The 12,840-nt window shown below is 37.6% G+C and carries 11 protein-coding genes and 1 pseudogene; 10 read left to right on the forward strand and 2 right to left on the reverse strand.

Annotated features, from left to right (window positions below):
* The first annotated feature begins 59 nt into the window (after window positions 1-59).
* From BN1068_RS11225 to BN1068_RS11245, 5 genes are all read left to right on the forward strand, one after another.
* Window positions 60-383, forward strand: a complete 324-nt coding sequence (locus BN1068_RS11225; RefSeq protein ID WP_254846758.1) for an antibiotic biosynthesis monooxygenase — start codon at window positions 60-62, stop codon at window positions 381-383.
* A gap of 448 nt (window positions 384-831) precedes the next feature.
* Window positions 832-1,326, forward strand: a complete 495-nt coding sequence (locus BN1068_RS11230) for a LysM peptidoglycan-binding domain-containing protein (protein WP_254846759.1) — start codon at window positions 832-834, stop codon at window positions 1,324-1,326.
* 364 nt (window positions 1,327-1,690) lie between these two features.
* Window positions 1,691-2,755, forward strand: a complete 1,065-nt coding sequence (locus BN1068_RS11235) for a mandelate racemase/muconate lactonizing enzyme family protein (RefSeq protein WP_077602955.1) — start codon at window positions 1,691-1,693, stop codon at window positions 2,753-2,755.
* A 157-nt stretch (window positions 2,756-2,912) separates the two neighbouring features.
* Window positions 2,913-4,082, forward strand: a complete 1,170-nt coding sequence (locus BN1068_RS11240) for a DUF819 family protein (RefSeq protein ID WP_077602956.1) — start codon at window positions 2,913-2,915, stop codon at window positions 4,080-4,082.
* Window positions 4,083-4,092: 10 nt separating this feature from the next.
* Complete coding sequence (locus tag BN1068_RS11245; protein ID WP_077602957.1) at window positions 4,093-6,201, forward strand: CocE/NonD family hydrolase; 2,109 nt, start codon at window positions 4,093-4,095, stop codon at window positions 6,199-6,201.
* A 160-nt stretch (window positions 6,202-6,361) separates the two neighbouring features.
* Here the strand turns inward: BN1068_RS11245 and BN1068_RS11250 are convergent, their stop codons facing one another.
* Window positions 6,362-6,970 carry a class I SAM-dependent methyltransferase gene (locus BN1068_RS11250; RefSeq protein ID WP_077602958.1) on the reverse strand — a complete coding sequence of 203 codons (609 nt, stop codon included), beginning with the start codon at window positions 6,968-6,970 and terminating at the stop codon, window positions 6,362-6,364.
* A 366-nt stretch (window positions 6,971-7,336) separates the two neighbouring features.
* On the opposite strand from BN1068_RS11250, the gene BN1068_RS23630 reads away from it, so the two are divergent.
* Both BN1068_RS23630 and BN1068_RS11255 read left to right on the forward strand, forming a co-directional pair.
* Window positions 7,337-7,474, forward strand: coding sequence for an RAxF-45 family protein (locus BN1068_RS23630; RefSeq protein ID WP_175637136.1), 138 nt, complete (start codon window positions 7,337-7,339; stop codon window positions 7,472-7,474).
* Between the two features lie 206 nt (window positions 7,475-7,680).
* Window positions 7,681-9,123: a DHA2 family efflux MFS transporter permease subunit gene (locus BN1068_RS11255; RefSeq protein WP_077602959.1), complete on the forward strand. Its 1,443-nt coding sequence runs from the start codon at window positions 7,681-7,683 to the stop codon at window positions 9,121-9,123.
* Window positions 9,124-9,223: 100 nt separating this feature from the next.
* Here the strand turns inward: BN1068_RS11255 and BN1068_RS11260 are convergent.
* Window positions 9,224-10,091 (reverse strand): annotated as a pseudogene (locus BN1068_RS11260) (LysR family transcriptional regulator).
* A 100-nt stretch (window positions 10,092-10,191) separates the two neighbouring features.
* On the opposite strand from BN1068_RS11260, the gene BN1068_RS11265 reads away from it, so the two are divergent.
* From BN1068_RS11265 to BN1068_RS11275, 3 genes are all read left to right on the forward strand, one after another.
* Complete coding sequence (locus BN1068_RS11265; RefSeq protein ID WP_077602960.1) at window positions 10,192-11,391, forward strand: MFS transporter; 1,200 nt, start codon at window positions 10,192-10,194, stop codon at window positions 11,389-11,391.
* A gap of 135 nt (window positions 11,392-11,526) precedes the next feature.
* A complete protein-coding gene (locus tag BN1068_RS11270) occupies window positions 11,527-12,273 on the forward strand; it encodes an SDR family oxidoreductase (protein WP_077602961.1) in 747 nt (248 codons plus the stop codon).
* 110 nt (window positions 12,274-12,383) lie between these two features.
* Window positions 12,384-12,779: a MerR family transcriptional regulator gene (locus BN1068_RS11275; protein WP_077602962.1), complete on the forward strand. Its 396-nt coding sequence runs from the start codon at window positions 12,384-12,386 to the stop codon at window positions 12,777-12,779.
* Window positions 12,780-12,840: the final 61 nt, after the last annotated feature.

Here is a 12,840-nt window from a genome sequence, read left to right on the forward strand (position 1 = left end):
GGCAAAAGTGGTATTAGAATATATAGATAGATTATTATCTAAATCATAGGAGGCTGTGCATGATGATTAAAGTCGTTAACACATTGCGTGTCAAAAAAGGAAAAGTAAATGAGGTCGCAGCATTATTTCAAAAGGCTAAGGGCGTACACACATTTAATGGATTTGTATTCATGGAAGTTCTGATCAAAGAAAATACAGAAGAGCATGATGAGCTGCAGGTTTGCACGACATGGGAGGATCAGGCTTCTTTTGAGGTTTGGAGAAAAAGCAGAGAAACGAGAAAAGCTCATGAATTGCAAAGTAAACAGGAAAAAGAAGATAGTCCGATTCTTAGCTCAGAATTATCAACATTTGAAGTCTTTGTACAACATCATCCAGCATAATATTGCAATTAGGTATTGACAACTAATGTGATAATGATTATCATTATCATTACAGAAAGGGGTTTCTCTATCAAATTATTCTGTGAAATAATCAGGTCACTCATTGTGTTACCCCCCAACCAAAAACATATAGAGACTTGATAGAGATTCCTTCTCTTTTGTAATAGGTCATAAGAAATCCTGTAATTTTAAAAACGGATTTCTTACTTTATATACGAAAAATAATAAATAAAGGAAAGAAAAATCTGATGTATCGGGATACCGGGAAGATTTTTCTTTCCTTTATTTTTTTAATAATATTTCAATTTTTTCATTTTCTTTACAAATAAATTAAAAATGTTCAGATAGATAGAATTAGAGTTTACGAGCTGAAAAGAAGGGTAACTAGTAGTTAGTACATAGAAAGGGAGTTGTTATTATCAAGTATATTTCTTTAATCATTTTTTCTTTGGCTGGATTCGTACTCTTTGCAGGGACAGCAGCTGCTGAGAAGCATTATGAAGTAAAACCGGGAGACAATGTATATCGTATTGCACAAAACTATCAAGTAGATGTCAATGCTGTCATCGCGGCAAATCCATCCATATCAAATCCTGCTTATATTCAAGCAGGGCAAACAATAAAAATACCAGATCAAACCGGAACTTCTTTTACAGTGACGGCTTATACAGCCGGACCTGAATCTACTGGAAAAGAACCTGGTGATCCTGCCTATGGCATCACGGCATCTGGTGAAGAGGTAGAGGAAGGAAGAACAATTGCCTGTCCACAATCTCTACCTTTTGGGACGAAAATACATATCCCGGATCTGGATGAAACGTATGTGTGTGAAGATCGGGGAAGCGCTATTACAAATGGCCATTTGGATATTTATATGGAAGATTTAGATGACGCACTTGAATTTGGGGTACAGGAATTTCAAGCAAAAGTGTGGACATATTAACTTTAAAAACTGAATTAGACTTATTGTGAGTTAATGAGTATTCTTGAATTTATCACAACAGAGAGCTGCCATCCTATGGACTGCATTTAGGCTGGCGGCTTTTCTTTGCATAGGAATTCTAAAAAAAAAGTGGAAGGAGAGTTGATTTTCATTATGAAATGAAACAAAAAAGAATGCTCTAATAATTCGGATGAGCAAGAAATATCCAATTAATTTGTATAAGTATGGTTGATATTTCTAAGAAATAGGTGTAGCATATTTTTATAAAATATTTACATTTGTCGAATTTTGTCGATTTTTTAGTGGGTTGTAAAGATTAAAAGTCGAAATCATTAGACAATTAAAGGGAGAAGGGGTTATACAGATGAAAATAACAAATATTAAAGTAGAAAAACTGAAATTGGAATTATTTAAACCCTTAACAGTTGCTTTAGGGACAATAGATAATGTAGAAACATTGCTTGTGAAGGTAGAAACGGATGAAGGAATATACGGTATTGGAGAAGGGTCGCCTTTCACCTATGTGACAGGAGAAACATTGGAATCAGCTTTAATAACAGCAAAAATGTTAACGAAGCATCTGATAGGAGAGAATCCACTCCATATCGAAAAGATACATCATATCATGAATAGTGAAATTGTTAACAATACAGCTGCAAAGGCGGCAATTGATATCGCACTTTACGATATTAAAGGAAAGAAAATGAATGCTCCACTCTATCAAGTGCTTGGAGGATTCAGTAACCAGCTTGTAACAGATGTGACTATTGGTATCGATACACCGGAAAAAATGGCAGCAGAGGCCAAGGAAAGAGTACAGCAAGGTTTTACTATTTTGAAAATTAAAGCAGGGATTGATTCCAGACAGGATATTGAAGCCATCCGGATGATTAGAGAGGCAGCGGGTAATAAAATTCATTTACGTATCGATGCGAATCAGGGCTGGACTAAAAGTGAAGCTGTCCAGACGATAAAAGCTATGGAAGCTTATCATATTGAAGCGGTAGAACAACCTCTGCCATATTGGGACATTGATGGGATGGCTTATGTGAGAAGAAAAGTAGACACCGCCATTATGGCAGATGAAAGTGTACATTCTCCTATTGATGCAGCGAAAGTTGTAAAACAAGAAGCAGCAGATGTTTTAAATATTAAATTAATGAAGTCTTCAGGGCTATATCCCGCATTAAAAATCAACGCAATTGCGGAAGCATCGGGATTCAATTGCATGGTAGGCTGTATGCTGGAAAGTAAGATTGCTATTTCCGCCGGCGCCAGCTTAGCTGCTGCGAAAAAGAATATTACAAAGGTAGACGTGGACAGTTTCCTTTATGTGAAGGATACCGGGATTACAGATGGATTCACAATAGATAACGGGATAATAACTTTATCAGAAAAAGCCGGATTAGGTATAGAATTAAATATCTGACTATTGGACTTTGATAGCACGAAGTATAGAAGTTTTAATTTTGCTTTTCTCTGCGGGATAATACGAAAATCCCGCAGAAGGAAATTCTTTTTTAGGAGGTAACTTCATAATAATCTTATAATAATTAAAAGAAATATACACATAAGGAGATTTAACAATGGATGCACTATTTTCAAATACGGCAAGTTTATTAGCTATTATGGCTATAACAGTAGCATCGGGTTTTTATTTACAACGTTTTAAAGGATTTAAACTTCTTGGACCAGCTTTAATTGTAATTATTATCAGCGTTATCCTGGCTAATTTGAAAATTGTTCCTTTTGAAGCGGATGTATATGGGGTGGTAGCTGAATACGCTATTCCACTATCTATTTCGATGATGCTTTTAAGTGTGGATATTAAAGAGATGCTGAAACTTTCCAAAAAACCGCTGGCGGCTATGGGGATTGCGGCTGTCAGTGTTGGGTTGGTAACCTTGGTGGCGGGGATTGTCTTTGCTCCGCTTATTGATGAAGGATGGAAAATTGCAGGTATGTTTATAGGCACTTACACCGGCGGGAGCTCCAATCTTACTGCTATTGGTTATGGATTAGATGCAGCACCGACAACATTTGCAGCTGCCAACGCTGCCGATTATGTTATTGGCGTTCCGACGCTGATTATTATGTTTGCTTTTCCAACTATTGCGGCAAGGTCAAACTGGTTTAAGAAAATTTGGCCTTATTCCCTCTCAACCAATCAGCTTGAAGGTGGAGAAGAGCAACAGGAGGATGCTTTTTTAGAAAAGAAACAATGGAGCATTCAAGACATTGCCTGGAGCTTTGCCATTGCCTTTGCCATTACAGGATTAGCAACATTTTTATCCGGATATGCTCCGGAATCGTTCCAAAGTGCAGCCAGAATTTTATTGATTACGACATTTGCAATCATTGCAGCCCAGTTTAAACCGATAAAAAAAATCAAAGGAAATATGGATTTAGGTTTATTTATGGCATTATTTTTCCTGACAACGATTGGATATATGGTAAATATTAAAGAATTTGTAGGAGCAACCTTAGCTATTGCACTATTTTGTTTTGTGGTCGTTTTAGGATCATTAATTGTTCATGCATTAATATGCCGTTTATTCAAAATTGAATATCAATATGTTTTAATCTCTATTATTGCTTCCATTGCAGACGGATCGACTTCCGCATTGGTAGCAGCTTCAGCTAAGTGGAAGGCACTCGTCAGTCTTGCCGTTATTTTAGGGGTTGTTGGTATGGTCCTGGGAAATTATATTGGAATTGGAACAGCTTACCTTATCAAATTTATCATTGGAGCTTAGGAGTGTTTAGATGGCAACTTTTCAATTATACCGATCAGGAATTTTTGAGATGACATTTCAGTTTGATGCAGGACAGGTGATTTATCAGGAAAAAGACTGTACAAATAATCAATGGAGTAAGACATTTGAATTAACGGATGAAAAAGCCAGAGAATTGGAAGGTTATTATCATATTAACCCTCATTTTATTTTGGAGCATTTGCCGGTATACAATACTATTTTTCATACAGAAAAGAAGCAGGTTGTTACTCCTTGGGGAGATATTTATCAAAAAAATCAGTCTGATACATGGGTACAGCGGGAGAAGCAGTTTCCACTTGATATTGTAATGGTGGACCAGTCACCAGTTGCTTTCATCAGTACTTCCCGGGAAAACTGCTCCGTTCTGGTCAAGGAAGGATATGAAGAATATACGCCAGTTAACCTATGGAGAAATGGAAATGTATCCGCCGCAACATATGCAGTAGAATACGGTGGAAATTATATGGTGCCGATGCGTGATGGTATCAAGCTGGCTACCGATGTCTGGCTGCCCGGGGAAAATGCATCGCCATTACCTGCTGTTTTGGTACGGACACCATACGGAAAGAAGCTGTTCGCTAAATCTCATTCTCATTTTGTCCAAAGGGGTTATGCCTTAATTATTCAGGATACAAGAGGAAGACAGGATTCAGAAGGAGAATGGATTCCGATGTATTCAGAAATGACAGATGGAGATGACACGTTGAACTGGATTGCGGAACAACCATGGTGTAATGGGAATATCGGTATGATAGGAGCTTCCTACGGCGGTTATGTTCAGTGGGCAGCAGCAGCCAGCGGGAATCCGAATTTAAAAGCGCTGGTAAGTATGGTTACAGCAGGCAGCCCATTTCTCGATATCCCAAGAAAAGGCGGCGCACTGATTTCCGGGATGCTAGCTTGGGCATTCGCCATGTCTGAAAAAGAATTTAAACCGGAAAATATGCTTCGCTCCGACTGGGATGATGTATTAAAGATACGGCCGCTGCAGGATATTCCTAAAAAGGCATTGGGAAAAAATGTGGACTTTTGGGAGAAGTGGTTATCGCACCCTGTCAATGATGCGTTTTGGAAAATCCAGGATTGGCATCAGCACCACGCAAATATTCATGTTCCTGCCCTGATTGTATCTGGATGGTATGATGATAATGGAATGGGAACAACGGAAGCACTGGAGACGGTCGCCGATTATGGATCTCATGATAAAAAGATTTTGCTTGGTCCTTGGATGCATAATGCAAATACTGCAAGAGATTTGCAAGGGGTCCCGTTGGGTAATAACGCACTGCGGTATGACCTTGATTTTTATTACCTTCAATGGTTTGATAGAAAACTAAAAGGAATAGATAACGGAGTCGATAGCACCGCTCCTGTTGAATATTATATCACCGGAGAAAATAAGTGGGTTTCTGCCAATCAATGGCCGCCGGAAAATATTCAATGGCAGTATGCCTACCTGAGCAGTAATGGACATGCAAATACATCAGCAGGGGACGGAGCACTATTATTTGATAAGAATGTCATAAGTGGCAGTGATAAATATATCTATGATCCAATGGATCCTGCACCGCATTTAATTGATGTTTCAGAGAACGAAATTGGTGTACCTGCTAATTATAAAGAAGTGGAAAAACGGGAAGATATACTCGTTTACGATTCGGAGCCATTGGAGGCCCCTTTAACAATTGCAGGAGATATTCGGGCATATTTATACGCCTCGAGCTCTGCAAAGGATACAGATTGGGTGGTGCGTGTAACGGATGTCGATCCAGCAGGTAATTCGGTGAAGCTCGTCGATGGCGTGCTTCGCGCCCGTTATCGCAATGGCTTTGAAAAAGAAGAATTGTTAGAGCCAAACCAGATTGAGAAATACGTGATCCGCACTTCTAAAATCGCTAATACCTTTAAGAAAGGACACCGAATTCGCTTAACGATTACGTCGAGTGCCAAGAATTTTATTTTTCCTAATACAAATACAGGAGAAGATCCTGCAACAGATGTAAGGGTGGTAGAAGCGATACAACAGATATATCACAAGCCGGGAACCCTTTCTTATATTCAAATTCCTGTGTTGTCTGAAGTGAAAAAAGATTATTGATATGTTCAAACAATGGTTCATTATCTCTTTACCATTTTTATAGGTGAAATCACAAAGACGGCAAGATTCTCATCCTTATTTGTTCCAGCAATAAGATGAAGCATCTTGCCGTCTTTCTGTTTATCTTATAAAGTAAACGAAATAATTGCGGGCGGTTCATTCATAGAGTTTTATAAGCTGCGAGCTGGATAACATGCCCCAGGCCATTGTGTGATTTACCTTCAAAGCGCTCCACTTCACCATAATAAAAATGCTTGATTTTCCAATCTGTAAAAGTATCAAGTACTTCATATGGGGAGTATAAGAGACTCGAATCTTTTCCGCCATCAGCCCGATATGGAAGCTGGCGGTCAGAGCGGACCTCCATAATATAGAGTCCATTCGGACGAAGCGTTCTTTTGATTCCTTTCATTAAACGCTGACGGGCAGAAGCATCCCCTATATGCCCAAAAACATTCAATACTACATCCCACTGGTTTTCTCTAAAAGTGGGGTCTTGTGTTAAATCAACTAACGCTGTATTCACGTTGACACTTCTTTCATCAGCAAGCCGCTGCAGTTTGTCTAAGGCAACGGAAGAATAATCCCAGGCAGTCACATGATGTCCCAATTCAGCTGCATAGACGGCATTACGTCCTTCTCCCTCTGCCAGACTCAGTACATCAGAAGGAGGATAATCAGGCAGCATCGATTGAACAAAGACATTAGGGTCTTTTCCATAGCGATATTCCTGGTTATTATATAGTTCGTCCCATTTATTGGTTGTCATTTATAAATAGTCTCCTTTAAAAGTAATGACTAAATGCAACTCTAAGCAGTCACAGTAATTGTATCATATTAATTAAGGTATATTATGATGACCTGCTGATTTGAAAGAATAAAATATTCAGTGGATTAAGAAAAGGCGTAAACATTAAAATTATTTATACAATCTATAAATCAAAAGAGTAAAAGGCGTGGGCGGTATAAATTAAAGACTAAGCACTATTTTTCAGCGTTTTAACGTAATATTCTTATATTCAATAATACTATGTTTAAGCATTTATTATTAATAAAATAGTAGTTATGTCTTGAAAAATTATTTTGAAACTTTTACACTATAAAATAGAATATACGGAAAAGGAGGTGGAAAGAGATGTTAAATCTCACTGTTTTTGCGCATGAATTTTGGACGGAATATCTGTTTTTAAATCGTGCAAAGTTTGCTGGTTTAGTTGTTAACGGGATTCGTATGTCCTTTTTTAACAACTTGATAGAGGAACAAAAACAGTGAAAACACCTCTTATCCATCATGATATAAATTTGGTTTAAGAAGAGCTTTTCATGCTCTTCTTTTTTTTTGCTAAATTTGAAATGAAGCTATGGAGAGTATATTTTCTCAGAGCTTTTTTGTTGATTAAAAGGTCATACGTCATAAAACACAATTTTAGAGTTGACAACACGATTTGAAAATATATTGTGACAAAAAGGTTGGTTTATATGACAAAAAATATTTCTAAAGAGATACCAAAAGAAAAAAGATCTTTAATCATGATTATTCTATTAACTGGTGTGTTCTTCACCCTTTTAAATGAAACCCTTTTAAATTTAGCGATTCCTGTGCTTGTAAATGAGATGGATGCTGCACCTTCGACTGTTCAATGGGTGGTTACAGGATATATGTTAATCATGGGGGTGCTTATCCCTGTTTCTTCTCTGATGATTCAATGGCTTACAACAAGACAGTTATTTATTGGTTCCCTTCTGATATTTTCTATGGGTACCCTTGTATCTGGTTTAGCTGCTGATTTGCCATATTTATTTATCGGGAGATTCTTTCAGGCTATGGGTACTGCTCTGTTACTACCATTAATGATACATACCTTGCTTATGCTCTATCCTGTGAAAAAAAGGGGTACAGTTATGGGATTTGTTGGTTTAGTCATCATGGTCGCTCCAGCTATAGGACCGCCACTTTCAGGAGTCATATTAGATTTTTTGAACTGGAGGTGGCTCTTTTTCATGATGCTGCCACTTATTATCCTTGTATTGATTAGCTCCATATTTATATTAGAAAACGTGACGACTATTACGAGGCCAAAAATAGATTTCCGTTCCATTCTTCTTTCCATTTTTGGATTTGGCGGAATTGTTTTTGGACTTAGTTTTGCTGGTGATGAATCCGTAAGCTGGCTGCATCCAAGCGTATATATCCCGCTTTGTATTGGCCTTGTGAGTCTTTCAGGTTTTGTATGGAGACAATTAAAATCATCAATGCCTATGCTTGAAATGCGAACTTTCCAATACCCTATGTTTTCATTGGCTGCTTTTCTCATATTTATTGGAATGATGACACAATTTTCAACGATTATTTTACTTCCGTTCCTTTTCGAAAATGCACTTGATATCAGTACAGTAGCTGCCGGTCTTATTTTATTGCCGGGCGCGATTATAAATGGGGCTGTATCACCTTTGATAGGTCGGATATTTGATAAATTCGGTCCAAGAATATTAGTGATACCGGGAATGATTTTGTTAGTGATTGGTTTACAGTTATTCACCAAAGTAAACGCGGCAACTTCGACACTCTTGTTTATATTTCTCTACACATTAGTGATGATTGCCATTGCCACGATTATCATGCCGGCACAGACAAATGGATTAAACCAGCTGCCTGCTAAGTATTATTCACATGGTACTGCTATTTTCAATACATTACAGCAGATTGCAGGTGCAACTGGTATTGCCTTTTATGTCACAATGATGAATGCAGGGCAAAACCTTTATTTAAGAGGAGCGAGCAGTTTTGTATCCACTGTGGAGCAGGCAGATAGAGTTGTTGCCGGAATACAGTTTGCTTTTAAAGTGGGTAGTTGTTTTGCTTTAGCGGGTTTGGTATTTTCACTTTTTATAAGGCGAGCTGTACCACCTGATGAGGAGTAAGTAATTCACGGCAATGGACGTTTTCTAGCGAGATGAAAGAAGCTACCTTCATTTTCATTTGAAGATAGCTTCTTTTTGTGTTTATACCATTCAATAAATATCAAAAAACATCTTTCGCTACGTGCAAGAATTCCTTTACTGCAGGCGAAGCATTTTCAATGGACTGACATGCAAGTGTAACCTCACGTGTGTTTTTAATATTCAAGTTATTGATTTTTATATTCTGCTGTGTCTTTAAAAATAATTTTGGACCAATCGTAATGCCGAGACCTTCCTGTACCATATTAGCAATCGTTGTACAATCATGCACTTCGAAACGGATAGGAGGTTTTATTTGTGCCTCTTCAAACAACTCTTCTACATGAGATTGATACATTCCTGTTGGCATAATAAATGGCTGATCTGCTAAAGCTTTCATATCTACGATTTCTTTTGAGCGGAAGGGATGTTCTGGGTGATAAGCTACCACCATGTTGTCTTTAATCAAAGGAACCAAATCAAAACCTGGATTAGACTTTCCTTTTACAACAAACCCGATGTCGATAATACCTGAACTCAACCAATCGATAATTTCTTCATAGGTTCCTTCATAAAACTTAAATTCTATTTTAGGATGTTTTTTTTTGAAACTTTGCGAGCAATTTCGGTAACAAACAGGAAGAAGCACTTGCAAATGTTCCCACACGAATCATACCAGTTTCTAAATTGGTTGCTAATACAACTTCCTGATGAATACTTTCCATTCTTTTCAATATTTCTCTAATATGAGGAAGAACTTTTTGCCCTACCGTTGTAAGAGTAATTCCTTTTTTACGGTCGCGGATTAGCAGAGAAGCGCCCAATTCAGACTCCAGGCTGGCTACAGCGTGGCTTACTGCTGATTGCGTCATATTTAGTTTTTCAGCAGTGGCTGTAAAACTCCCCGACTCAACTACCTTCGTAATGATTTCAAAGCGAACAATGCTCATGAGTTTTTACTCATCTCCCTTATTAAAAAAACGAGTTTTACTTATGATAACACGGGGCTTACAATTAAAACAATGTTCAAAGAAGGGAGAAATATACACAATGAAAAACAAGAAAAATCAATTTACAATTATACTTTTAGCCCTCGGTGCTTTTGTAACAGGAACAGGAGAATTTGTTGTTTCTGGAATATTAGAACTGATTTCTTCTGATTTAGACGTTTCTATTTCAACAGCCGGTCAGCTGATTACGATTTATTCTCTGTCTTATGCCATCGGAGCCCTGGTATTGGTCATGTTAACGTCTAAATTAGACCGTAAAAAAGTACTTTTATATGCCATCTTTACGGTTATTCTAGGAAATCTGCTGGCATTTTTCAGCTATAGCTTTATCGTTCTTATGTTAGCCAGGGTCATTCAGGCAATGAGCGGGGGGCTATTTATTGTTGTAGCTACCAATTACGCCGCTCAAATTGCAGCTCCTGAAAGAAAAGGAAGTGCCATGGCAACGGTTCTTACCGGATTTACAATTTCTTTAGTTCTTGGCGTGCCAATAGGAACATTTTTAGCAGGATATGTTGATTGGCATTACGTTTTTCTTATTATTGCGCTTGGCACGGTTATTCTGTTAGCAGGACTTTATAAGTTATTGCCGGCTATCAAAGGGAACCCATCACTGCCGTTTAAGCAGCAGCTGCAAATTATTAAAGACAAACGGGTTCTTACTGGATTAATGACCACGATTTTCTGGATTTTAGGGTATACCATGGTGTTCGCCTATATTGCTCCATTATTAAGTAATACAGCCGGTTTCTCTATAAGGATGACAAGTATTGCTTTATTTGTTTTAGGCACTTTTGCATTTATTGGATCACGTTTTGGAGGATATGCGGTAGACAAGTGGGGACCAAATCGAACAATATCTCTCAGTTTATGTGTTCACATTGCTGCTTTATTTGTACTGGCATCTACCCAATACTCAACGATAGGTGTGTTTATCACCTTAGCTGTTTGGGGTGTAGCAACCTGGACGACAACACCGGCAAAGCAATTTTATTTAGTTTCACTGAGACCCGAGTCATCTGAAACAGTACTCAGTTTTAATACCGCATTAATGAATGTGGGAATGATGTCCGGTTCTGCTCTAGGAGGAATTATTATTCAGTATTTGGATATTATGAACTTAAGCTGGATTGCAGGATTGTTTGTTGTAGCTGCACTTATTTTTATTAGACGATCTCTTTATCTAAATAAAACGATAAAAGACCATGTTTCCTTAAATAATCATACGAATCAGGTATAAACTTAGCTGTCTATTTAAGTTAAGGTTTCAATCATTTCGCAAAAAATCTCTTGCCTTCAGGTTCACTTGAAGGTTTATACTCCACTCTGTAGCTTTGTTGATATACAAGCTAATAACAAAGGAGGATGAATCTTCATGGAAAATATACAAGACAAAGTAGTTATCATAACAGGTACCAGCAGCGGAATTGGGGGAAGTACAGCAAAATTATTGGCAAAGCATGGTGCTAAGGTAGTTTTAGGAGCTAGACGTGAAGAAAGATTAAGTAGTATAAAACAGGATATTAAAGCAACAGGAGGCACAGCTGTTTATAAAGTAACGGATGTAACTTCAAGGACACAAGTGCAGGAGCTAGCACAATTAGCTTTAGATAAATTCGGGACGATTGATGTTCTTATTAACAATGCAGGGATTATGCCCGTTTCTCCCTTACATGCACAGAAAGTAGATGAATGGGATCAAATGATCGATATTAATATCAAAGGAGTATTGTATGGTATATCCGCCGTTCTTCCAACGATGAGAGAGAATAAAAAAGGACAGATTATTAATGTTGCTTCTGCGTTAGCGCATGTTGTCGTAGAAAATGCAGCAGTGTATGCTGGAACAAAATTTGCGGTGAAAGCTATTACAGAAGGGCTTAGACAGGAAGAATGTGAAAATAATATTCGTACCACGATTATTTCTCCTGGTGCTGTTCAATCAGAAATTACAAATGGAATAACCCATGAAGAAACAAAGGATGCTGTAAAAGGAATGGTAAGTAAAGTGTGGCTGCAGCCAGAGAGTATTGCGAAAGCCATTGCTTATTCTGTAAATGAACCGGATGAAGTTTCTACAAATGAAATTATCGTCAGACCTGCTATTCAAAAAGCTTTTTAATTTCTCTCGTTATTAAGTGCAAGTGCCAAATGATTGTATCTTAGAAATGAATGGTCTAAGATACAATCAAAGAATACGACACTAAAATAATAAATAAAGGGAGAAGGTACATGACATATACAATAAAAGAGGCGGCTGCAAAGGCAGAACTCGCTCCGCATACTTTACGTTATTACGAGGAAGAGAAGCTTTTACCTTATGTGAAGCGGGATAAAAATGGTTATCGAATCTATACGGATGAAGATTTGTCATGGATTGAAGTCATTTCCTGCTTGCGTGATGCAAATGTTTCCATCGCTGATTTAAAAGAAATGATGGACTTATCAAAAGGAGATAAAGAGGTATTATCCGAACGGATTGAAATTTTAGAAGCACACCAGAAAAAGCTTCAGGAGCAACAGAAAGAATTAAAGAAAACAGAGGAAATAGTGACCATTAAAATTAAGCATTTAAAACAACTTGAGAATATGGATATCTCAAGCTTAAACAAACAAAAACTATGTTAAGTATTATCGAGGGGGATACAATCTTTCATAATTTAGTATGAATAGCATTAGTTTCAAAAAA

Source organism: Oceanobacillus sojae (assembly GCF_900162665.1).
Lineage (GTDB): Bacteria > Bacillota > Bacilli > Bacillales > Amphibacillaceae > Oceanobacillus > Oceanobacillus sojae_A.

Excerpts from the sequence above, each read along its gene's own strand:
- BN1068_RS11250 (WP_077602958.1), bottom strand. The coding sequence starts at position 6,970 with ATGACAACCAATAAATGGGACGAACTATATAATAACCAGGAATATCGC.
- BN1068_RS11245 (WP_077602957.1), top strand. The coding sequence starts at position 4,093 with ATGGCAACTTTTCAATTATACCGATCAGGAATTTTTGAGATGACATTT.
- BN1068_RS11240 (WP_077602956.1), top strand. The coding sequence starts at position 2,913 with ATGGATGCACTATTTTCAAATACGGCAAGTTTATTAGCTATTATGGCT.
- BN1068_RS11255 (WP_077602959.1), top strand. The coding sequence starts at position 7,681 with ATGACAAAAAATATTTCTAAAGAGATACCAAAAGAAAAAAGATCTTTA.
- BN1068_RS11225 (WP_254846758.1), top strand. The coding sequence starts at position 60 with ATGATGATTAAAGTCGTTAACACATTGCGTGTCAAAAAAGGAAAAGTA.
- BN1068_RS11235 (WP_077602955.1), top strand. The coding sequence starts at position 1,691 with ATGAAAATAACAAATATTAAAGTAGAAAAACTGAAATTGGAATTATTT.
- BN1068_RS11270 (WP_077602961.1), top strand. The coding sequence starts at position 11,527 with ATGGAAAATATACAAGACAAAGTAGTTATCATAACAGGTACCAGCAGC.
- BN1068_RS23630 (WP_175637136.1), top strand. The coding sequence starts at position 7,337 with ATGTTAAATCTCACTGTTTTTGCGCATGAATTTTGGACGGAATATCTG.
- BN1068_RS11275 (WP_077602962.1), top strand. The coding sequence starts at position 12,384 with ATGACATATACAATAAAAGAGGCGGCTGCAAAGGCAGAACTCGCTCCG.
- BN1068_RS11265 (WP_077602960.1), top strand. The coding sequence starts at position 10,192 with ATGAAAAACAAGAAAAATCAATTTACAATTATACTTTTAGCCCTCGGT.